At 27.6% G+C, this 22,668-nt stretch carries 18 protein-coding genes; 12 read left to right on the top strand and 6 right to left on the bottom strand.

Annotation, left to right across the window (positions count from 1 at the left end; genetic code table 11):
* The first annotated feature begins 11 nt into the window (after positions 1-11).
* From AVBRAN_RS05390 to ppa, 7 genes are read left to right on the top strand one after another with little or no spacing between them, the layout of a single operon-like run.
* Positions 12-1,211 carry a capsular biosynthesis protein gene (locus AVBRAN_RS05390; RefSeq protein ID WP_239802668.1) on the top strand — a complete coding sequence of 400 codons (1,200 nt, stop codon included), beginning with the start codon at positions 12-14 and terminating at the stop codon, positions 1,209-1,211.
* Positions 1,212-1,973 (top strand): ABC transporter permease, encoded by a 762-nt coding sequence (locus AVBRAN_RS05395; protein WP_239802669.1) that lies wholly within the window; start codon positions 1,212-1,214, stop codon positions 1,971-1,973.
* Complete coding sequence (locus AVBRAN_RS05400; RefSeq protein ID WP_239802670.1) at positions 1,970-2,632, top strand: ABC transporter ATP-binding protein; 663 nt, start codon at positions 1,970-1,972, stop codon at positions 2,630-2,632. Before AVBRAN_RS05395 ends, AVBRAN_RS05400 begins: the two co-directional genes overlap by 4 nt.
* Positions 2,632-3,720 (top strand): capsule biosynthesis protein, encoded by a 1,089-nt coding sequence (locus AVBRAN_RS05405; protein WP_239802671.1) that lies wholly within the window; start codon positions 2,632-2,634, stop codon positions 3,718-3,720. The genes AVBRAN_RS05400 and AVBRAN_RS05405 overlap by 1 nt, the downstream gene beginning before the upstream one ends.
* The gene (locus tag AVBRAN_RS05410) at positions 3,720-5,333 is read left to right on the top strand and encodes a polysaccharide biosynthesis/export family protein (RefSeq protein ID WP_214120547.1); all 1,614 of its coding nucleotides are present in this window, start codon (positions 3,720-3,722) and stop codon (positions 5,331-5,333) included. The genes AVBRAN_RS05405 and AVBRAN_RS05410 overlap by 1 nt, the downstream gene beginning before the upstream one ends.
* Before the next feature lie 19 nt (positions 5,334-5,352).
* Entirely contained in the window at positions 5,353-5,919 is a 567-nt protein-coding gene (locus AVBRAN_RS05415; RefSeq protein ID WP_214118960.1) for an adenylate kinase, read from the top strand.
* Positions 5,920-5,934: 15 nt separating this feature from the next.
* A complete protein-coding gene (gene ppa / locus AVBRAN_RS05420; RefSeq protein WP_214118956.1) occupies positions 5,935-6,450 on the top strand; it encodes an inorganic diphosphatase in 516 nt (171 codons plus the stop codon).
* A gap of 769 nt (positions 6,451-7,219) precedes the next feature.
* Here the strand turns inward: ppa and AVBRAN_RS05425 are convergent.
* The 3 genes from AVBRAN_RS05425 to AVBRAN_RS05435 form a co-directional block, all read right to left on the bottom strand.
* Positions 7,220-12,409: an Ig-like domain-containing protein gene (locus tag AVBRAN_RS05425; RefSeq protein WP_239802672.1), complete on the bottom strand. Its 5,190-nt coding sequence runs from the start codon at positions 12,407-12,409 to the stop codon at positions 7,220-7,222.
* A 123-nt stretch (positions 12,410-12,532) separates the two neighbouring features.
* Complete coding sequence (locus tag AVBRAN_RS05430; RefSeq protein ID WP_214117959.1) at positions 12,533-13,492, bottom strand: tetratricopeptide repeat protein; 960 nt, start codon at positions 13,490-13,492, stop codon at positions 12,533-12,535.
* A gap of 227 nt (positions 13,493-13,719) precedes the next feature.
* Positions 13,720-15,237 carry a phosphoethanolamine--lipid A transferase gene (locus AVBRAN_RS05435; protein ID WP_239802673.1) on the bottom strand — a complete coding sequence of 506 codons (1,518 nt, stop codon included), beginning with the start codon at positions 15,235-15,237 and terminating at the stop codon, positions 13,720-13,722.
* 57 nt (positions 15,238-15,294) lie between these two features.
* Between AVBRAN_RS05435 and AVBRAN_RS05440 the strand changes: the two genes are divergently transcribed.
* The 4 genes from AVBRAN_RS05440 to nhaA all read left to right on the top strand — a co-directional run bounded on the left by AVBRAN_RS05440 (position 15,295) and on the right by nhaA (position 18,764).
* Positions 15,295-16,053, top strand: a complete 759-nt coding sequence (locus AVBRAN_RS05440) for an exodeoxyribonuclease III (protein WP_214117957.1) — start codon at positions 15,295-15,297, stop codon at positions 16,051-16,053.
* On the top strand, positions 16,043-16,423 hold the full coding sequence (locus tag AVBRAN_RS05445; protein ID WP_214150058.1) for a hypothetical protein: 381 nt from the start codon (positions 16,043-16,045) through the stop codon (positions 16,421-16,423). Before AVBRAN_RS05440 ends, AVBRAN_RS05445 begins: the two co-directional genes overlap by 11 nt.
* A 75-nt stretch (positions 16,424-16,498) precedes the next feature.
* Positions 16,499-17,611, top strand: a complete 1,113-nt coding sequence (locus AVBRAN_RS05450; protein ID WP_239802674.1) for a glycerate kinase — start codon at positions 16,499-16,501, stop codon at positions 17,609-17,611.
* Positions 17,612-17,630: 19 nt separating this feature from the next.
* Positions 17,631-18,764 (top strand): Na+/H+ antiporter NhaA, encoded by a 1,134-nt coding sequence (gene nhaA, locus AVBRAN_RS05455; RefSeq protein ID WP_214117954.1) that lies wholly within the window; start codon positions 17,631-17,633, stop codon positions 18,762-18,764.
* Positions 18,765-18,794: 30 nt separating this feature from the next.
* Here nhaA and hypD read toward each other — a convergent pair whose 3' ends face one another.
* Genes hypD through hypB form a run of 3 tightly spaced genes read right to left on the bottom strand, consistent with a single transcriptional unit; the run spans position 18,795 to position 20,777 of the window.
* Positions 18,795-19,880 carry a hydrogenase formation protein HypD gene (gene hypD / locus AVBRAN_RS05460; RefSeq protein ID WP_239802675.1) on the bottom strand — a complete coding sequence of 362 codons (1,086 nt, stop codon included), beginning with the start codon at positions 19,878-19,880 and terminating at the stop codon, positions 18,795-18,797.
* Complete coding sequence (locus tag AVBRAN_RS05465) at positions 19,877-20,131, bottom strand: HypC/HybG/HupF family hydrogenase formation chaperone (RefSeq protein WP_239802676.1); 255 nt, start codon at positions 20,129-20,131, stop codon at positions 19,877-19,879. Before AVBRAN_RS05465 ends, hypD begins: the two co-directional genes overlap by 4 nt.
* A gap of 1 nt (position 20,132) precedes the next feature.
* Positions 20,133-20,777, bottom strand: coding sequence for a hydrogenase nickel incorporation protein HypB (gene hypB, locus AVBRAN_RS05470; protein ID WP_214117951.1), 645 nt, complete (start codon positions 20,775-20,777; stop codon positions 20,133-20,135).
* A 207-nt stretch (positions 20,778-20,984) separates the two neighbouring features.
* On the opposite strand from hypB, the gene AVBRAN_RS05475 reads away from it, so the two are divergent.
* On the top strand, positions 20,985-22,628 hold the full coding sequence (locus AVBRAN_RS05475; RefSeq protein ID WP_239802677.1) for an anaerobic C4-dicarboxylate transporter: 1,644 nt from the start codon (positions 20,985-20,987) through the stop codon (positions 22,626-22,628).
* Positions 22,629-22,668 lie beyond the last annotated feature (40 nt).

A 22,668-nucleotide genomic window follows, 5' to 3' on the forward strand; every position in this document is an offset into this window, starting at 1 on the left:
TAGTATTCTAAGTGAAAGAAAGTATGAATATAAATAGTTTAATAAGTAAATTTAATAATGAAAATATTTTATTTTTACAAGGACCTTTAGGGCCTTTTTTTAAGCGTTTTAGCAAATACCTTAATAAAAACAATAAAATATATAAAATTAATTTTACGGCGGGTGATTTTATATTTTATCCATCAAAATATAATTACAAAGGAAGTTTAAACAATCTTAAATCATACTTAGATAATTTTTATAAACTCAATAAAATCACTTGCATTATATTATTCGGCGATACTAGGCCAATTCATGAAATAGCAATTAATTTAGCTAAAAAACTAAATATAAAAATATATGTATTTGAAGAAGGATATTTAAGGCCAAATTATATTACTTGCGAAATGACTGGCGTTAATGCAAACTCACTTATGAGTAAAAATAAAAATGATTATAAAAAACTAAATACTTATAAAGAAAACTCAAAACTATTTAAGTCTAGTTTTAAAATAATGGCTTTTTATGCTTTAATGTATTATACATTTAGCATTATATTTCAAGTATTTTATAATAACAAAAACTATCATAGACCACTAAATATAATGGAGCTTTTTAGATGGTTTAGACATTTTTATAGAAAAGCTAAATATTCAATTTTAGAAAAAAATGTAGATAATTTAGCTAAAAAATATTCCAAAAAATACTTTTTAGCAGTTCTTCAAGTGCATAACGATAGTCAAATAAAAAAGCATTTTAAAGACAAAGGTATGAAAAAATTCATAGTTAAAACCATAAAATCATTTGCTAAAAATAGAGCGAATAATAATGTTTTGATATTTAAACACCACCCATTAGATATTGCATATACTGATTATTCAAATATTATAAATGAACTTACCAAAAGACTTGGTATAAATGATAAGGTGTTTTATATTCATCGTGGAAATATCCCAAATCTTTTAAAAAATGCTAAAGGCTGTATATGTATAAATAGCACGGTGGGAATGCAAGCACTTTATCATAATTGCCCTACTATAGTATTGGGTAATGCAATTTATAATATAGATGGTTTAGTCTATAAAAATGACCTTGATAGCTTTTGGCAAAATGCTCATAATTTCGTAAGCGATTATGATTTATACTTGAAATTCCAAGGGTATTTATTAAAAAACAATCAATATAATGCAAATTTTTACTTAAATTTCAAAGAATTTGAAATAGGAAATTAAATGTGGCATATAATAAACGCGCTTATTTTAAGAGAGCTTAAAACTAGATTTGGTAAAAACCCAACTTTAGGTTATGTATGGGTTATACTTGAACCTATGATGCATGTTTTGTTTATGCTAGTAATTTTTACTTTAATTAGAAATAGATTATTACCACAAGTTCCTTTTAGCTTATTTTTAATAACAGGTATGGTTCCGTTTTTTATGTTTAGAAATATTGTTAATTTTATAATGAATGGAATTGAAGCTAATAAAAGTTTATTTACTTATAAACCCGTTCGCCCTATTCATGTATTTTTAGCTAGAGCCTTACTAGAAGGTATTTTATATTTTGTTATTTTTTGTATTTTAATGATTACAACGGGATTTTTTATAAACTATAATATTATCCCATTTAATATTGTTTATAGTCTTTTAATGTTTATTTGGCTAGTTATTATTGCATTTGCTTTAGGACTTTTACTAGCTGTTGTTTTTTATGGTAGAGATGTTATAAAAAATATTATAGGCTATGCACTTACTATGATGTATTTTGGTTCTGCTATTATGTTTCCTTTATGGATAGTCCCAAACCAAATGATAGATATTCTAGCTTATAACCCAATCTTGCATATAATTGAACTTTTTAAAGAAAATTATTTTGAAACCTACCCTATAGTAACTCAAATTAATATTGAATATCCTTTAATTTGCACTTTAGTTTTATTATTTTTTAGTCTTGGCTTATATTATAAAAAAAGAGTGGAGCTTGGCACTGCATGATTAGACTTGAAAATATCACAAAATACTTTGTATTAAACAATAAAAAAAAGCATTATATTTTTAAGGATTTAAATTTTACTTTTCCTGATAATTGCTCAATCGGTCTAATGGGAAAAAATGGTGCAGGAAAATCTACAATGCTAAGAATTTTAGGCGGACTTGACATTCCTAATCGTGGTAAGGTAATAATTGATAAGAGTATTTCTTGGCCTGTTGGATTTGCAGGTGGATTTCAAGGAAGCTTGAGTGCTAGAGATAATATCAAATTCATAGCTAGAATCTACGGATATAGTGGAGAAGCTTTAAAAGAAAAAATAGAATATGTAAAAGAATTTGCTGAACTTGGAGATTATTTTGATGAGCCTATTAGAAGCTATTCATCAGGTATGAGAAGTAGAATTTCATTTGGTCTTAGTATGGCTTTTGATTTTGATTATTATCTAATAGATGAAGCAGGAGCAGTTGGCGATCCATCTTTTAGGGCAAAAAGCCGTGCAATATATGAAGAAAAATTATCAAAATCAAAGGTAATTATGGTTTCACACGATATTAACGAAATAAAAACTTGGTGTGATAAAATAGTTTTTTTAGACAATGGAATAGCCACAATCTATGATGATGTAGATGAAGGAATTAATAAATATAAAGAAAGTTGCTAATGAAAAAAAAGATTATAAAATTTATAACAAGCTTTAAAATTATTATAGTTTTAAGCTTAATTTCACTGATTTATTTTGCTTTTATAGCAAGTTCAAGATATGAAAGCACAGCAATAATTGGAGTAAAATCTACAAGCACTACCACTGATACATCTAGCCTAATACCAATAATAGGACTTACAAGTTCATCTAAAGAAGATTTAATGTATCTTAAAGAATATATAAATTCATACGATATGCTAACAATTTTGCAAAAAGATATAAATATCAAAGCTATGTATGAAGGAAAAATTGATTATGAATTATTTTTGAAAAATCTTGATGTAAAAGAAGATTTTTTAAAATATTATCAAAGTAGAATAAAGGTAGTTTATGATGATATTACCGGACTTTTAAGTATTAAAATTAACGCATTTTCTCCAGAAGATTCTAAAAAAATAGCCGATACGATACTTAAGGAAAGTGAAAATTTCATAAACGAAATATCACATAAAATCGCAAGAGAGCAAATGAGTTTTGCAAAAGAAGAATTAGAAAAAGCTAGTTTAGAGCTAAGTAAAGCCCAAGATGAAATAAATAAATTTCAAAATACAAATTCTATGTTAGACCCTGTAAGTCAAGCAAAAACCCAATCAGCCATAAAAACACAAATAGAAGAAAAAATAATAGCAAAAGAAGTAGAACTTGCCACATTAAATAGTTACTTAAACTCAAATACTCCACAAGTAAAAGCATTAAAATCAGAATTAGACGCACTAAAATCTCAATTAAAAAAAGAAGCTAATAAATTAACTTCAAAAGATAAAAATGATAAATTAAATTATTTAGCAATTGATTTTAGCAATCTTAGTTTTAAATTAAAATTCGCTGAAGATGCTTATAAATTAGCTCTAGCATCTTATGAAAAATCAAGACTAGAAGCTAATAAAAAGTTAAAACAAGTTATTATAATTTCTTCGCCGGTTTTATCAGAAATTGCAATATATCCAAATGTAATTTATGATGTATTCTCAGTATTTTTTATATTAACATTAGTTTTTGGAATTATTAAATTTACATATTCAATAATAGAGGAGCATAGATATTAATGAAAAAAATATTTTATATATTAGTATTTTCAATATTAGCATTTGCAGTTGATGTAGCAAATATAGCAGTAAATAATACTCAAGAAGAAATATCGCAACAAGTGAATAATAAAACATTTGGAGCACACCTATTCTCAGGTAATTTTAAGCAATTTAGCAAACATATTTATAATCCAGATTATAAAATCGCAATAGGAGATATAATAAATATTAAGCTTTGGGGTGCAGTAGAATTACAACAAAAATCAAGCGTTGATTCTCAAGGAAATATATTTATTCCACAAGTTGGAGTTATTCATTTGTTAGGAGTTAGCAATAAAGATTTAGTAAATATTATTCAAAATAAAGTAAGAAATACTTATAAATCAAATGTATATTCATACGCAGATATGGATACTTACCAAAATATTTCAGTATTTGTTACGGGAAATGTAAATAAACCAGGACTTTATGAAGGGCTTAGCTCGGATTCTTTAATTCAATACATTGATAAAGCAGGTGGAATAAATCTTGAATATGGAAGCTTTAGAAATATTCAAATTCTAAGAAACAACCAACTAATTAAACAAATAGACTTGTATGATTTTTTATTAAATGGCAAATTAGATTATTCTATGTTTAAGAATGGCGATGTAATTTTAGTAAAACAAATCAATGGCTATGCAAGTGCTAGTGGTGATGTATTAAAGCCTTATAGATTTGAATTAGGAGAGAATTTAAAAACATTAAATGATTTAGCTATTTTATCTAATGCAAAACCAACTGCAACAAATGCAATCATAAAAAGTTATGATGAAAATAACAAACTCCGTATAAATGCTTATAAAAAAAGTGAATTTGAAAATGTATATATTAATAATGCCGATGAAGTTGAATTTAGACCAGATTACACAGCAGATAAAATAAACATAAAAATTGAAGGCGAACATAATAGCTTACATTCATTAGTTTTAGATAAAGGAACTACATTGCAAGAAGCTCTTAGTTTATTAAATATGAATGATTTATCTAATAAACAAGCAGTGCAAGTGTATAGAAAAAGCGTAGCAGCTCTTCAAAAAAAATTAATTGAAGCCCAATTAAAAGAGTTAGAAACCTTAGCACTAACCACAACTTCAGCTACTTCAGAAGAAGCAAAAATTAGAGATAATTGGGGAACTAATATTTTAAAGTTTATTGAAAGAGCTAGAGCAATTGAGCCTAAAGGACAAATAGTAATTGATGATGAAAAATTATATTCTTCAATTGTTCTTGAAAATGATGATGTTATTAATATACCTAGCAAAAATAATTTAGTTGTAATTCAAGGAGAAGTTGCTCTTCCTGGTGCATTTATTCATCAAGATAAATTAAAAATAAAAGATTATATTAAAATGGCTGGGGATTTAAATACTAGAGCTGATAAAAAAAGAATTTTATTAATACATGCTAATGGAAAAGCAGATAAAATAAGCTTAGGAACTTTTAGCAGTGATAAAAATGCTAAAGTCTATGAAGGAGATTCAGTATTAGTATTACCTAAAATTGAAACTTACAACCTTCAAGTAACCGGTGTAATAACTCAGATTTTATACCAAATTGCAGTAGCAACTAAAGTAATTTTAGATATTTAATTTTATGAAAGGAAACACTATGAAAAAATTATTTTTAATTATAGGAGCACCTGGTAGTGGTAAAACTACTGATGCTAGCATAATTGCTAAAAACGAAAACTACACACACTATTCAACAGGCGATTTATTAAGAGCTGAAGTTGCAAGTGGAAGCGAATTAGGAAAACAAATAAACGAGCTTATCTCAAAAGGAAATCTAGTGCCTTTACAAATAGTTGTAAATACAATTATGAGCGCACTTAAAAAAGCTCCAAGTGATGTTATATTAATAGATGGTTACCCAAGAAGCGTTGAACAAATGCACGCACTTGATAATGAATTAGCTAAATCAAACGAAGTAAATCTTAGTGCTGTTATTGAAGTATTTGTAAGCGAACAAGTAGCAAAAGATAGAGTTTTAGGTCGTGCTAGGGGTGCTGATGATAATGAAGAAGTATTTAATAATCGTATGAAAGTATATACCGAGCCTTTAGCTGATATTTTAGATTTTTATAAAGCAAAAAATCTACATATACAAATCAACGGCGAACGCACAATTGAAGAAATTGTTGCAAATATGAGTGAAGAAATTAAGAAAAAAATCTAATCAAGGAGAAAAAAAATGGATATTACAAAAATTAAAAGTGGAAATGCAGAGAAATTAAATGCAGTTATAGAAATTCCTTATGGCTCAAATATTAAATATGAGCTAGATAAAGATAGTGGGGCAATCATGGTTGATAGAGTTATGTATTCGGCTATGTTTTACCCAGCAAATTATGGTTTCGTGCCAAATACACTTGCAGCTGATGGTGATCCTGTTGATGTGCTTGTATTAAATGAATACCCAGTTCAAGCAGGTGCTGTTATTCCTTGCCGTTTAATTGGTGTTTTAATTATGGAAGATGAAAGCGGTATGGATGAAAAATTACTTGCAGTTCCTGTTAGCAAAATTGATCCAAGCTATGATAATATCAAATCTTTAGAAGACCTAGCACCACACAAACTTGCAAAAATCAAAAACTTTTTTGAAACATACAAAGCATTAGAAAAAGGTAAATGGGTAAAAGTTCAAGATTTTAAAGGCATAGCTGAAGCTACAAAAATACTTGAAGAATCAATCAAAAACTATAAATAATGTTAGCAGTCTTTAAAGACTGCTTTTAAATTAATTTTATCAAATGTTCTTATTTCTTATAAAAATTACAAATCATAATAATCTAATTTAAAATATACGAAATCTCATTAATAACACATAAGCAAAAATATTATTATACTTAATTTTATAAGTGAATACTAATTTTGTTGCTAGTATTATTTATAAATGCGTATATTTTAAATCATTGAGCATATTATTAATTTCTTTATAAAATTATTAATTTTAATATTAATACTCATTAAAAATCATATAATTTAACTATATTTTAAATTATAATTAAAAGTATTTTTAGATTTTGATTTATTTTAAAAATTAACTTAAAACTGCGTTGTATTAGAATTGCAAGGAATTTTATAAAGTATATTTTTTAACTTTATTTTAACACTAGCTAAAACCTTAAACCATATTCAAAATCACAAAAATACTCATTTATAGGATTTATATTATATATTTTGTAAAGTTTCATAAAAAAATATATATTATAAGTGCATGGTTTTATATATTAATTTTAAAGCTTTAAAACTCTATTATACAAAGTTTTAAGCAATTTTTACAATCAAATATTTTAAAAATTTTGCTATATGTAACATACACCCATTACAAATATACTTACAACAACCAATAAAAATATAAAATAATTGAGCTTGAATAATTAAAAAAAATAATAATTAAATTAAAAATTCTAATAATTTTGAATATTATAAAAAGATAAAAGCTTGAGCTAGTTATTACTAGCTCAAGTTATATATTAAGAGTGGTGGTTTATATTATTAAATTCATCTAAATGTGTTAATTCTTTAGAAGCCGCATCAAATGCAACTGAACCTAGTTTTAGATTAATATAACCCTCTTGAACTTGTGTTGGTTGAGCTATAGTTTCATTAAAGATATCTTTTTGAGTATCTAAAATATCCCCAACATTTACTTTAGTTTCATCTTTAGCTTCAACTTTTTCTTCTTTAATAGTTGGAATACTAATTCCAGCATCATCTCCTAAAATTGCACTTGGGTTAAGGTTAATAAAGTTACCTGCATTGATTTCAAAAGTATGACTAATTGCTGGTTCGCCAACTGGTTTGCACGCTACACAATCAAATACTTCATAATGATATGAGTTGCCTTTTTCACCTGTTAAGCCGATTTCAAATTTACCGCTATCCCAAATTGTAATATTTGTCCAGCTTTCAACCTTACCTGTAGCATCATTAACTAGATTTACTATTAATTCTGAACCTGGTTTTGCAGTTCCTGTAATAACTGGGCTTACGCTATCAGTTACATAACCATTAATTTTTTCAATAGCACTATTGCTATTTGCTTGATAGTAAATACCTTCATTGATTGTAATATGATTATTACTTACAACAACTTCACTTGGAACAACCACATCTACATTAGCATTGTTATCATTAGCTACTTCATCTTTAGCTGTATTTAGGTCTATTGTAAATGCAAATTCTTTAACAAGTCCTGTTTTTAAGCTTGATAAATATACTTTATATGTTCCAACTTCCCAACCACTACCATCTACTCTGTTTGTTAAATCAGGAGTATATGTAAATGTTCCATCTGGTGCAGCTTGAAATTCTTTCATAATTAATTCATCTTGTCCTGTTGCATTATTAGCTTTTACAAATCCTAATACTATTGTATCATTAGCAACTGATTTACCAACAAATGTTGGAGTAGTATCAAATGTTCTACCACCATTTGGAATTTCAGTTAAGTTGTTGAAATATCCACCTTCATCACCTTGTAATACTTTAAAGTTAAATACATTGTTATCTTGGCTATTGCTATCCACAACCACATCACTTGTAGTATTATCTACGCTAGGTGTATTTGTTTGAGTATCAGCAACAAGTTTTAAGCTAGCTTCACCTTTAATATCAGTTCCAATTACATTAAATGTAAACTTATAATCTCCAAAGTTATTGCAACCTAATTCTGGAACATATTTAAATTTACCATCAACAGCAAGAACTGAATCAGTTTTAATTAACTTATCATTATAAGTGATAAATACTTGCATTGCTTTAACACCACTAGCATTAATCTCACCTTTAAATAAAGGATTAGCATCTACTGTAGTTGAACCATTGCTAATTTCTTTTAAGTTATTGTGATCGCCTGATTCATCACCTTCAAATATAGATACTTTAATTCCATTTCCAACACTTGGAACAATTACTTCAGGAGTTGTTGTATTATTAACCACTTCATCTTTAGCTGTATTTAAATCTAAACTAAATGAGTATTCTTTCATTTCTCCTGTTTTTAAGCTTGATAAATATACTTTATATGTTCCAACTTCCCAACCACTACCATCTACTCTGTTTGTTAAATCAGGAGTATATGTAAATGTTCCATCTGGTGCAGCTTGGAATTCTTTCATAATTGCTTCATCTTTACCTGTAGCATTATTTGGTTTTACAAATAATAATACTAAAGTATCATTAGCAACTGATTTACCTATAAATGTTGGAGTAGTATCAAATGTTCTACCACCATTTGGAATTTCAGTTAAGTTGTTGAAATATCCATCTTCATCGCCTTGGAATACTTTAAATTCTAAAGCAGATTTGTTTTGTGTATTATCTGTTTCTTCACTTGGCTTAATATTAATAATTCCGTTTTCTGAATCACTAGTATTTCCATTTGTAGTATTATCAACACTTGGAACTTTATTTGCATCTTCACTTGGTTTAATATTAATAATTCCGTTTTCTGAACCTACAACCACATCACTTGTAGTATTATCTACGCTAGGTGTATTTGTTTGAGTATCAGCAACAAGTTTTAAGCTAGCTTCACCTTTAATATCAGTTCCAATTACATTAAATGTAAACTTATAATCTCCAAAGTTATTGCAACCTAATTCTGGAACATATTTAAATTTACCATCAACAGCAAGAACTGAATCAGTTTTAATTAACTTATCATTATAAGTGATAAATACTTGCATTGCTTTAACACCACTAGCATTAATCTCACCTTTAAATAAAGGATTAGCATCTACTGTAGTTGAACCATTGCTAATTTCTTTTAAGTTATTGTGATCGCCTGATTCATCACCTTCAAATATAGATACTTTAATTCCATTTCCAACACTTGGAACAATTACTTCAGGAGTTGTTGTATTATTAACCACTTCATCTTTAGCTGTATTTAAATCTAAACTAAATGAGTATTCTTTCATTTCTCCTGTTTTTAAGCTTGATAAATATACTTTATATGTTCCAACTTCCCAACCACTACCATCTACTCTGTTTGTTAAATCAGGAGTATATGTAAATGTTCCATCTGGTGCAGCTTGGAATTCTTTCATAATTGCTTCATCTTTACCTGTAGCATTATTTGGTTTTACAAATAATAATACTAAAGTATCATTAGCAACTGATTTACCTATAAATGTTGGAGTAGTATCAAATGTTCTACCACCATTTGGAATTTCAGTTAAGTTGTTGAAATATCCATCTTCATCGCCTTGGAATACTTTAAATTCTAAAGTGCCTTCTTTAGTATCTAACTTAGCGTTTATTGTACCAACATTGCTAATATTTCCAGCTTCATCTTTAGCTACTAATTCTAATTTTTCACCATCTTTTACATCATTTAATGTTGCTTTAAAGTTACCATCAGCATCAGCTTTTACTTCAGTTTTACCATTTATTGTTACCACTGCATTTGGCTCTGTTTTACCTTCTACAACATAATTACCATTTAAATCTGGAGTTCCTGTTAATTCTCCTAATAATGGAGCTGTAGTGTCTATTGTCGTTGTAGCAACATCAGATACTATTTTATCATTTACATTATAAGTTACTTCTACCTTAACTTCTCCATCTTTTTCTGGAGTATAAGTAGTTGTAAATGAGCCATCTTTATTAAATGTAACATCAACAACTTTATCATTAATTTTAACAAGAGCTTTATTTTCAACAAATTCAACAGCATTTCCATTAGCATCAACTGGCTTAATTGTTCCACTAATTGTAAGAACCTTATTATTATTTAAAGTATTTTCAACATTAACACCATTGCCTGCAATTTCAACATCAACTTTAGCATCTACTTCTTTACTTGCAGCTTCTAATATAGTAACAACATCTGCTTTACCTTCAAATTTAACTTGAATTAAACCAATATTATTACCAATAATATTCGCATCAAGATTGATTGTAAATGTGCCATCTGCATCAATGTGTCCAACAACTTTAATATCATTTACAACACTATTTAATATATTACTTTGAATATCAAATTCGTAATCTCCTGCTACGCCTTGATAATTTTCTAATTTACCTTTAAGCACTAAGCTATTGCTATCAACTGTTGCTGAATGATCTTTTATAGTATCATCACCATTTACTTCTGTAATAACAAGTTTATCAAATACTGGAGCTACTGGCTTATCTTCAGGTTTAACTTCTGGAGTTACAACATCTTCAGTTTTATCTTCTTCAGGTTGTTTATTGTCTTCAGTGTTTTCAGGTTTATCTTCAGGTTTAACTTCTGGAGTTACAACATCTTCAGTTTTATCTTCTTCAGGTTGTTTATTGTCTTCAGTGTTTTCAGGTTTATCTTCAGGTTTAACTTCTGGAGTTACAACATCTTCAGTTTTATCTTCTTCAGGTTTATTTTCAGAAGCTGGAACTTCAATAATTGCTGGATTTACACTTGTATTGCCAACTTTATCAGTTGCACTAATTTCTACCTTATCACTAGCATTTGGAATAGTAATTACAAAATTACCATCTTTGTCAGCCGTCGCCTTATCTCCATTAGGAGTTGAAACTACCGCTTCTGGCTCTGTTTTACCTGATACTACTACATTTCCTTCTACAACTTCTACTTTAGTATCTGTTATTACAGGAGCTATATTATCTACACTAAATGAGCTATCTACACTATTATTACCATTCTCAACATGATATTTATATAATAATTCAGCATTTGATAAGTCAAAAGTATAGTTATAATCACCATTAGCATCAGCTGTAACTTTTACAGGGAAATGGATTTGAGCTACATTGTTACCATCTAATGTATAACCAATAACATTTATTGTTACTTCAGAATTAGGTGTAGCTCCACTACCTTTTATAGTAAATTCTGTTCCATTTGTTAATTTACCATCTACAATATTAGAATCTTTATCATATACATTTGCAGTTAAATTTAATGGTTTTTCTTCAGGTTTAACTTCAGGTTGAGTATTATCTTCAGTTTTATCTTCTTCAGGTTTAACTTCTGGAGTTACAACATCTTCGGTATTTTCAGGTTTTTCTTCAGGTTTAACTTCAGGTTGAGTATTGTTTCCTGTATTATTTTCTGGATTTTCAGGAACTACATTGTCATTAGCACCATTATTTCCTGGAATTGTAGGAATTTCGCCATTGTTAGCTTCTCCATTAATTTCAGGTGTTACTTGATTACCTTGTGCTAATAAATCATTAAGATTTGCAGCACCTAAGCCGTTGTTGTTAAAGTTAGTAATAACATTATTATCAACTTCTCTTGATAATACATCTGCATAAACTGTGCTTTCGCTACCTGATTGGTCAAATACAACATCATTTAATGTTCCAGTAGCACCAGCAGCACCAGCTTCACCAGCAGCAGTTGCGTCTAATTCTATTTCTCCATTGTTATTTACTAAGTTATTGATTAAGTTATTGATTTTATCATCAATTGCAGCTTCATTTTCAAAGCTTTCACTTGTTAAAATACTATTATCAATCTTTGCAACATTATCTCCTACAATATGTAAAACTTTGCCACTGCTAAGTTCTATATCAACACTTGTATCTTTTCCGATTGTTCTAATAGTATCATTTAGTGATACTGCATCGCCTACATTTAGTGACTTCTCACCATTAACATTAATAGCTTTAACATCGCCTATTAATTTAATAATTTTTCCAGCTTCCGCCATAATATTTCTCCTTGTTGAATTTCAAAACAAGGTTAATTTAACGAAAATATATAAATTCTATTATTGCCCTTCAGTGCAAAAAATATAATTTTTACAAAAAAAGGCAAAAAAATGTATAAAATATTAATTACAAGCTTTAGTAAAACCTAATTCGCAAGCTTTTTGAAAGAATTTTTTTGATTTAGAAGAATCTGTTTTGATATATGTCTTATCATTATCTTTTAATCCATCTTCATACATATATCCAAGTCTAGAACAAGAATAACCATCGCCAATCTTACAAGATTTTTCATAGTTTTTTATAGCTTTTTCAAAATCATTATTATGTTCTTGTAATACCGCTAAGCTAGCACAAGAATCTTTATCATCTAATTCACATCCTTGCTCATAATACATTTGAGTTTTTTCTATATTGTTTAAATATCTATAAACATCTCCTATTGACTTGCAAGCTTTATAATTTTTATTATTACACTCTTTATCGCTTAAATCAGAAAAATTAGATATTTTATTATTAACAACTTGGGTAGTTAAATACCAATTTGACACCATCTGACAACCATAATCATCACCTAAACCACAAGCTCTTAAATAAAAATCAATTCCTTGATTAGGATTTAAATTATTAGCAAGTTCTATACAAGAATTAGCAATTCCACCATTGCAAGCTTTAAATAATTCGTCTTGTTTAAATTCTTTATATTCTTTTTTTTGTAAATAAGCATAATTATCACAAGCTTCATAAATATCATTCTTACAAGCATTATCTAATAAATCATTCGCTTTTTTTATATCCTTATTAACGCCAAGTCCTAGATAATACATTTTTCCAAGACTTCCACAAGCTTTTTTATTATTCAAATCACAAGATTTTTTATAATATTTATAAGCATAAGAATAAGAAATTCCAGTTCCTAATCCAAATTCATTCATCTCTCCTAATCTATAACAAGCATTAGAATTATCTTTATTACATTCTTGTTTAAAATTAGGATAAGCTTTTTTATATTCACCCTTTTCAAACAAACTTTCATTAGCACTTAAAGATACCAAAATACCTAAAGCTAATAATATTTTTCTCATACAATCTCCTTAAAAAATATCAAATAAATTAAAGTAAAAATAATATGTAAAAATCGTAAATATTGAAGAGATTAAAAGGGTTGCATTTAGGAGTATAGTTGAAAAATGATTAACGATTTATTAGCTGCAACCCTTTAAAACAAGGAATGGCGTATTATAACCACACAATTATTAAAATAATATTAAACTAAATAAAAATTTTATAAATATTTTATTTTTTATATTATTTATAAATTATTTTCTAAATCTATACTAAATAAATCATAGTTTTTCCTATAATCTTTTGTAGAAATATTAAAAAACCCTAATAAAGAACTAAATAAATTATCTTGAGATAGTTTAAAATCAAGTTTATCTTTATTGTTATACTCATAATTAGTCCATAAAATAGCCGGAATTTGAATTTGCTCTTTTGGTGCTAAATAATATGGCATTCCGTGCAAATAAAACCCATTTTCTCCTAAACTTTCTCCGTGATCACTTAGATAAAATAAAGCTTTTTTATCAGCATTATCAGTCTTTAAAACATCAATCAAACTAGCCACTATAAAATCAGTATAAAGCAAGGTGTTATCATAAGTGTTATATAAATTATCTTCGCTACATTCTTGCAATTTATTTGTATTACAAGTTGGAGTAAATTTTTCAAATTCTTTTGGATATCTAAGATAATAACTTGGCCCATGAGAACCTTGCAAATGCACTATTATTAATGTATTTTTATCTTTTTTACTTTTTAATATATTCTTAGTTTCATCAACTAACCATCCATCATAATCTTTACTTTTAATAATAGAATTAATGTCATTACAAACATTTTGACAACCACCAGAATTATTATCTATCCAACGCACATCAATAAAACGATTTAAAAGATTTAAAACATTCTCATAATTTTCACCTTTTTTAAAATCCACCCTATCATGCAATGAAAACATACAAGGTAAAGATTGAGCAGTGGCAGTCCCGCAAGATGTAAAATTACTAAAATAATTAATATTTAAATTCTTAGTATAAAAATTAGTATCGTTTTTAGTATATCCGCCTAAAGAATAATTCTTTGCCCTTGCAGTTTCTCCTACTACTAAAATAAAAGTTTTACTCTCATTATCATCTTGAATAGAAGCATCAAGCCCTATTTTTACCATCTCTTCTTTAGGAGTGAATTTTGATTTTGTTATTTTGATAGCAGAATATATTTGATGAAAAGGCACATTGTAATATCTTATGTTATCATTAGTTCTAATAAAAGGTATAAAAGTTCTAGAATTAGTAAATACTATGACAAAAATCAATATAGCACTTAAAATAATTGAAACTATTTTAGCTAGATAATAACCTTTTTTTATACTGATAAATCTTAGCAAAATTATTGGTAATACAACGCTTAATAATATAAAAAATACAAAGGATAAAGAAAATAAATCGCTCATTTCTCTTTTGTCTGTTAAAAATACATTAGCTACCATATTTCCATCAATAACTACATTGTAAGTTTTAATAAAATATATACTAAATCCAGTGCATATTATTAAAATAATAGAACAAATATAAGCCAAAATTCTAAAAAAACATAATATATTAACAACTAAAAATATCAATGTAAAATATATAATATTTACTATTGTAAAAAAATAAATATCACTTATTTTATTACTCAAAAATGCAAGCATAGAAAAATAATTCAAAGCAATTATATATGCACTTAAAACAAAATTAAATAAAATTGGATTTATCTTTAACATTTACTACCTTTTTGTATAGTTTTTATCATTATAAATAACTTAATTTAAGGAATAGTTTTGAGATTAATTTCGTGGAATGTAAATGGTTTAAGAGCAATTTGTGATAAAGATGGGTTTTCGTTTTTAGAAAAATACCCTACTGATTTTTTAGGTATTCAAGAGATAAAAGCAACACCTGATAAATTTCCAAAAGATATAAACAATTTAGGCTTTAAAGATATTAAATCAAATTCAGCAAAAAGAGCTGGATATTCTGGTGTTATGAGCTTTTTAAATTTTGAATGCGAGAGTAGATTTGCCCAATTTTTTCCTGATGATGAAGGAAGAGTTTTAGAGCATAGTTTTAAAGATATTGTTTTGTTTAATATATATTTTCCAAACGGACAAAGCGGTGATGAAAGATTAGATTATAAAATGAAATTCTATGATGATTTTTTAGAATATTTAAAAAAATTATTATTAGAAGGTAAAAAAATCATAATTTGTGGAGATGTAAATACAGCACACCGCCCAATAGATTTAACTCACCCAAAAGCTAATGAAAAAACAAGTGGATTTTTACCAATTGAGCGTGAGTGGATTGATAGATTGCTTGATGCTGGGTTTGTTGATACATTTAGATATATAAACGGAGATATTCCTGAAAAATATTCGTGGTGGAGCTATCGTGCAGCTGCTAGAAATAGAAATGTTGGTTGGAGAATTGATTATTTTTTCATATCAAATAATCTTACCCCTTATTTAAAAGACGCCTTTATATTAAGCGATGTAATGGGCTCTGATCATTGTCCTGTTGGTATTGATATTGAAATCTAAAATAAATGAGTTTTTAAATTCTAACAATATTTGCGTAGTTTCTACAAATGAGCCTTATTCGGCTACTTTATTTTATAAATTTGATGAGATTAATGAAGCATTGCTTTTTATCTCATCGCCTACTTCAAGGCATATTAAATTAGATGAATTATTAAGTGCAGCAATTTATACAAACAATCCAATTAAAGGCGTTCAAATAATAGGAAAATTATTATTAGCAAATGAAACCCAAAAAAGGCTTTATTTAAATACATATAAGGCTGCTAATTTTGCACTAAATCACAAAATTTATGCACTAAAGCTAAAATATTTAAAATACACAGATAATACCCTAATGCTACCTAAAAAAACGGAGATTTTTTATGAATGAATTTATACTTGATATAAGTGCTACTTTATTTTTTAGTTTTTTACTAATTTATTTTGTAATTAAAAGGATAAAAAAATGAAAGCATTAATTATTTGTGATAGCTTTAAAGGCTCTCTTAGTTCAAAACAAGCAAACGAAGCTATCAAAAAATCTTGCGATAAATTAAATATAAACTCAATTCAACTAGCTATTTCTGATGGTGGAGAAGGTTTTTTAGAAAGTATAAATGATAAAATCAATGCTACAAAACTCTATTTAAACTTAAAAAATGCTTATGGTATTAGAGATTATAAGGGTTATTATCTTTTAAAAGAAAATAAAGCATATTTTGAAATGGCAGAATTTGCAGGATTAATCGCTCTTAATGAAAATGAAAAAAATCCTTGCAAAACTAGCACAATTTCACTAGGTATTGCTATAAAAGACGCTATTAATAATGGTGCAAATGAGTTTATAATAGGCATTGGTGGCTCGGCTACAAATGATGCTGGAATAGGAATGCTAAGTGCTTTAGGATACGAATTTTTAGATGAATTTGAAAATATTTTAAAACCTATCGGAGAAAATCTAATAAAAATTGCAAAAATAAATGATAAAAATGTATTAAAAGAGCTTAAAAACTGCAGCTTTAAAATAGCTTGTGATGTGAAAAATCCACTATATGGAGAAAATGGTGCAGCGTATGTCTATGCAAGGCAAAAAGGTGCAAATGATGATGAAATTAAAATGCTTGATTTGGGTTTAAAAAATTTTGCAAAAGTTTGTAAAAAATATTTAACTAAAGATTATTCACAATTTCAAGGTTGTGGGGCTGCTGGTGGGCTTGGATTTGGCTTTAAAGCATTTTTAAATGCAGAATTTGAAAGTGGATTTTCATACATTAAAAACCTTTTAAATCTTGAAGAATTGATTAAAAACTCTGATTTAATAATAACAGGAGAAGGTGCTTTTGATAATCAAAGTTTGATGGGAAAAGTAATCGGAGAAATTAATCAAATTTGTAAAATTTATGATAAAAAATTAATAATATTTTGTGGTTTAAATAATAGTGATTTTAAAAATTGCTTTTCTTTAACAAAAGCATTTTCTAATAAAACAAAAAATGAATTAATGCAAAATAGCATTGCCTATCAATGCTTAAATGAGCTTTCGTTTAATGTATTGCAAACTTTTCTTGCTAAAAAATAATTTTTAACAAGGAGATATTATGCTTAAAAAAATTATAACTCACGAGCTTTTTGCTCCAATTTTATTGATTTTTATGACTATACTTGCTTTAGCTCTTAAAAATTCAAATCTAAACACTTATTATGAACTCATTACTAATTATAAAGCAGGTGTGATTTTTGGAGATTTAAACCTTATAAAACCACTTACTTTATGGGTAAATGATGGGCTTATGGCTATATTTTTCTTTTGGGTTGGATTAGAAGTTAAAAAAGAAATTCTAATAGGAGAATTAAGCAATATAAAAGCTGCTAGTTTGCCACTAATTGCAGCACTTGGCGGAGTAATTGTCCCTGCTATAATTTATAGTTTAATTAATATAAACGATAGCTTTGCTTTACAAGGCTTTGCGATACCGACTGCAACTGATATTGCTTTTGCTTTAGGAGTTTTATTATTACTTGGAAATAAAATTCCAAAATCTTTAACAATATTTTTACTAAGCCTTGCAATATTTGATGATGTTGCTGCAATTATTATAATCGCTTTATTTTATACAAATGAGCTAAGTATTTTAAGTCTTAGCCTTGCTACTTGTGGTTTAGCTATTTTGCTATTATTAAATTATTTGCATATTTGTATAAAAAGCCTTTATGTGATTATTGGTGCATTTATTTGGGTTTGCGTTCTTAAAAGTGGAGTTCATGCGACTTTAGCTGGTATGGCGTGTGCGTTTTTCATACCATTAAATACTAAAGATAATAAAGAATTTTTAGAACACATAATGCACGATTTGACACCTTATATAAATTATTTTATATTGCCTTTATTTGCTTTATTTAATGCTGGAGTTTTGATTAATGGTCTTAATTTAAATGATTTTAATGCAGTATTTTTTGGAGTATTTTTAGGTCTATTTTTAGGCAAACAATTAGGTGTTTTTAGCTTTTGCTTAATTGCTAGTAAATTTGGCTTTAAATTACCATCAAATAAAGTTCAATTATACGGGGTTTGCATACTAACAGGTATTGGTTTTACTATGAGCTTTTTTATAAACACTCTTGTATTTGAAAATAATCCTGAATTATTTAATAGCGCAAAATTAGCAATACTTAGCGCTTCTTTTGTATCAGCTGTATTAGGCTATATTTGGCTAAGATTTATAAGCAAATAATCATATTAACTCCTATAAAAAGGAGTTAATTTAAATTTTATTGTATTTATAATAAGCAGCACAAGCACCTTCACTACTTACCATACAACTTCCTATTGGATTATTAGGCGTGCATAAATTACCAAAAACTTTGCAATCAGTTGGCTTTGCAAGTCCTTTTAAAATCTTAGGGCATAGACAGGCTTTGTTTTCTGCTTTTGTATTTGTTTTTATATCAAATACTTTTTTTGCGTTTATATAATCATATTCATCTTTTAGCTCCAAACCGCCATTACTAATAACACCTAAGCCACGGAATTCAAAATCATCACGCCTAAAGTATTTTTCAATTAATTCTTTAGCTTTTTCATTACCATTTTTACTAACTAATCTTGAATATTCATTATAAACATTATGAGTTTTATTCTTAAATTGTAAGCTTAAATTTAATAGTGAGTGCATTAAATCAACAGGCTCAAAACCACTTATAGCAAATGGTTTTTTATAAGTATTAGCCATATTTAAATATGCGTTTTCTCCTATTATCACACTTACATGCGATGGGGCTAAAAAGCCATCAATATTACAATCTTTATCATTTAATAAGGCTTCAACAGGCTCAGGAACTCTTACATGATTTATATGAAAAAATACATTTTTAAGTCCCATTTCAAGCACTTTTTCAATCAAAATCGCACTCATAGGAGTTGTAGTTTCAAAACCTATTGCAAAAAATATAATCTTTTTATCTTTATTTTCATTTGCGATTTTTAATACTTCTAGTGGGCTATAAAGCGCTCTAATATCCTTGCCTTGTGCTCTTAATTTTTCTAAACTCGTATTACTAGCAGGAACTTTAATCAAATCAGCAAGCGTGCAAAAAATAGCACCTTCCATACTTGCTAAAAAAATAGCTTCATCAAGCCTACTTTTTGGCATTACACAAACAGGACAACCTGGCCCATGAATAAAATTAATATTAGGCAAAAGAGAAGGGATTGAGTATTTTATAAGCGAATGTGTGTGCCCGCCACAAATCTCCATTACATTATAAACCCTATCAAGCTTAACATTATTAATTAGTTTTTTTAAATTATTAATAATATTTGCGTCTTTATATTCTTTTATGTAATTCATAAAAACCTACTTTCAATCTCTTCGCTACCTATCTCATCTGCAATTTGCTTATATAATTCTAAGCTTTCTTTAGCAGCTGCTTCATCAATTTTTTGCATAGCAAAACCAACATGAATTAATACAAAATCTCCCACATTAACCTGCTCAGGTATCAAATCAAGGCTAACCCCACGCTTAATCCCTAAAGTATCAACCATAGCAAAATTATTTTCATCAACACTTAAAACTTTTGATGGTATAGATAAACACATATTAACTCCTTAAAGATTTAAAATATTCACAAAGTTCGGCAATTCCTTCGCCTGTAGTGCTGCTTACGCAAAAGATTTTTACATTTGGATTTAATTTTTTTGCTTCTTGTGTGATAGTTTCTAGGCTAAAATCAAAATATTTTGCTATATCCATTTTAGTTAAAACTATTACATCAGCTCTTTTAAACATAACAGGATATTTTGCTACTTTATCACTTCCTTCAGGACTTGATAAAAGCACAACATTTAAATTCTCGCCCAATTTATATGATGCAGGGCATACTAAGTTGCCTATATTTTCTATTACACAAAACTCTGAATTACTAATATCAAGATTTTTTAGAGCTAAATCTATCATTTTTGCGTCTAAATGGCAGCTTTGACCTGTGCTTATTTGATATGCTTTAGCACCTGCTTTGATAATCCTATCAGCGTCCTTATTAGTCTCTAAATCCCCTTCAATTACGCATAATTTTAATAAATTATTTTTTATAATATACTCAAGTAGAGTGGTTTTACCACTACCAGGAGAGCTCATAAAATTAAGGCAATATAAATTAGATTTTTTAAAAAACTCTTGATTGATTTTTGCTTGATTTTCGTTTTCAGCCATAATTTTTGCTTTTGCTTCAATGATTACTTTCATTACCTACTCCTTAAATTTTTCACATTTTACTAAGTAAAAGTATTTACAATGGCAACAAAAATCATTTTATAAATAATAGACCAAATTCCAAGTAAAAAATTTAATACTAATATTTAAATTAATTAAAACTTAATTTTTAAAATTAATTTAAATATTTAACTTTTAAATATAAAATTTATCAATTTTTTTTAATTAAAGGATAAAAAAATGGATATTCTTATGAATTTACCTAATTCTTTACAATTTGCTATACAACTAGCTATTGTATGTATTTGCCTATTTTATGGCTCAAAAAAAGGTGGAATTACTCTTGGAATGTTAGGTGGCGTTGGGCTTATTGTGATGATTTTTGGCTTTGGTGTAAAACCAGGAAAACCAGCAATTGATGTTATGCTAACTATTTTAGCAGTTGTTGTGGCTAGCGCAACACTTCAAACCAGTGGTGGTCTTGATGTAATGCTTCAAATAGCTGAAAAAATTCTTAGAAAAAATCCAAAATATATTAGTATTTTAGCTCCAATTACGACTTGCACCCTAACAATTCTTTGTGGCACAGGGCATGTTGTTTATACAATTTTACCTATTGTATATGACATAGCCATTAAAAACAATATTAGACCTGAAAGACCGATGGCAGCAAGTAGTGTTTCAGCACAACTTGGAATAATTGCTAGCCCAGTATCAGTGGCTGTAGTAACTCTAACAGCATTTATTATTAATAGTAATCATCACTTAGCAGGATTTGATGGATATTTGGACTTACTTAAAATTACAATACCATCAACTTATTTAGGAGTGCTTTGCGTTGGAATATTTAGCTGGTTTAGGGGTAAAGATTTAGATAAAGATAGTGAATTTCAAGAAAAAATTAAAGATGAAGAATTTAAAAAATATGTTTATGGTGGTGGGTGCAAATCATTAATAGGTGAAAAATTACCTAATAGTGCTTGGTTATCAATGTGGATATTTTTAGGTGCTATTGCCTTAGTTGCTATTTTAGGATATTTTTCAAATCTACGACCTGCATTTAATACAAAAGTTGATTCAGCAAGTATTTTAATCGTAGATAATAATGCTAAAACAATGAAAGAAATACCTATTAAGAATTCAAATCTCATAATTACTTATAATGAATTAAATAAAACTATTAAAGATGGTAAAGTAAAAAACACGAAAGAAAATATAAAAGCAATTAGCATTGATAATAATCTACAAATAACACAAGAAAATAACTATGTAATTATTAATAATGAAAAATTTGAAAATGCAAAAATTATTTTTAGCGATAAAAAAGAACAAGCAAAACCTTTAGGAATGGTTGAAGTAATTCAAATTTTTATGCTTTTGGCAGGTTCATTAATAATAATCTTTACAAAAACTAATGCAAATAATATTTCAAAAAGTGAGATATTTAAATCAGGAATGGTTGCTCTTGTGGCTGTATTTGGAATCTCTTGGATGGCTGATAGTATGGTTGCAACACATACTCAAATGATAAAAGATAGCTTAGGAAATATATTAAGCGAATATCCTTGGACTTACGCAATAGTTTTAATAATAATTTCTAAATTAGTAAATTCTCAAGCAGCCGCACTTGTAGCGTTTGTGCCACTAGCTTTAAATATAGGAGTTAATCCAGCTGTTATTTTAGCATTCGCACCAGCTTGTTATGGCTATTTTATTTTGCCAACATATCCAAGTGATTTAGCAGCTATTCAATTTGATAGAAGTGGAACAACTCGTATAGGAAGATTTGTAATAAATCATAGTTTTATTATTCCTGGTTTTATAGGTGTTATTACTTCAAGTATTTTTGGATATTTTCTTGCGAGTTTTTATGGTTCCTTATAAATTTTGCCCTATTTTAGGGCAAAATTAAGATTTTAATTTT

Origin of the sequence: Campylobacter sp. RM12651, assembly GCF_022369475.1 — a bacterium.
Taxonomy (GTDB): Bacteria; Campylobacterota; Campylobacteria; order Campylobacterales; family Campylobacteraceae; genus Campylobacter_E.

What these genes read in the sequence shown, in the direction of transcription:
- AVBRAN_RS05395 (WP_239802669.1), top strand. Translation starts at nt 1,212, where the DNA reads ATGTGGCATATAATAAACGCGCTTATTTTAAGAGAGCTTAAAACTAGA.
- AVBRAN_RS05400 (WP_239802670.1), top strand. Translation starts at nt 1,970, where the DNA reads ATGATTAGACTTGAAAATATCACAAAATACTTTGTATTAAACAATAAA.
- AVBRAN_RS05405 (WP_239802671.1), top strand. Translation starts at nt 2,632, where the DNA reads ATGAAAAAAAAGATTATAAAATTTATAACAAGCTTTAAAATTATTATA.
- AVBRAN_RS05410 (WP_214120547.1), top strand. Translation starts at nt 3,720, where the DNA reads ATGAAAAAAATATTTTATATATTAGTATTTTCAATATTAGCATTTGCA.
- AVBRAN_RS05415 (WP_214118960.1), top strand. Translation starts at nt 5,353, where the DNA reads ATGAAAAAATTATTTTTAATTATAGGAGCACCTGGTAGTGGTAAAACT.
- ppa (WP_214118956.1), top strand. Translation starts at nt 5,935, where the DNA reads ATGGATATTACAAAAATTAAAAGTGGAAATGCAGAGAAATTAAATGCA.
- AVBRAN_RS05425 (WP_239802672.1), bottom strand. Translation starts at nt 12,409, where the DNA reads ATGGCGGAAGCTGGAAAAATTATTAAATTAATAGGCGATGTTAAAGCT.
- AVBRAN_RS05430 (WP_214117959.1), bottom strand. Translation starts at nt 13,492, where the DNA reads ATGAGAAAAATATTATTAGCTTTAGGTATTTTGGTATCTTTAAGTGCT.
- AVBRAN_RS05435 (WP_239802673.1), bottom strand. Translation starts at nt 15,237, where the DNA reads ATGTTAAAGATAAATCCAATTTTATTTAATTTTGTTTTAAGTGCATAT.
- AVBRAN_RS05450 (WP_239802674.1), top strand. Translation starts at nt 16,499, where the DNA reads ATGAAAGCATTAATTATTTGTGATAGCTTTAAAGGCTCTCTTAGTTCA.
- nhaA (WP_214117954.1), top strand. Translation starts at nt 17,631, where the DNA reads ATGCTTAAAAAAATTATAACTCACGAGCTTTTTGCTCCAATTTTATTG.
- hypD (WP_239802675.1), bottom strand. Translation starts at nt 19,880, where the DNA reads ATGAATTACATAAAAGAATATAAAGACGCAAATATTATTAATAATTTA.
- AVBRAN_RS05465 (WP_239802676.1), bottom strand. Translation starts at nt 20,131, where the DNA reads ATGTGTTTATCTATACCATCAAAAGTTTTAAGTGTTGATGAAAATAAT.
- hypB (WP_214117951.1), bottom strand. Translation starts at nt 20,777, where the DNA reads ATGAAAGTAATCATTGAAGCAAAAGCAAAAATTATGGCTGAAAACGAA.
- AVBRAN_RS05475 (WP_239802677.1), top strand. Translation starts at nt 20,985, where the DNA reads ATGGATATTCTTATGAATTTACCTAATTCTTTACAATTTGCTATACAA.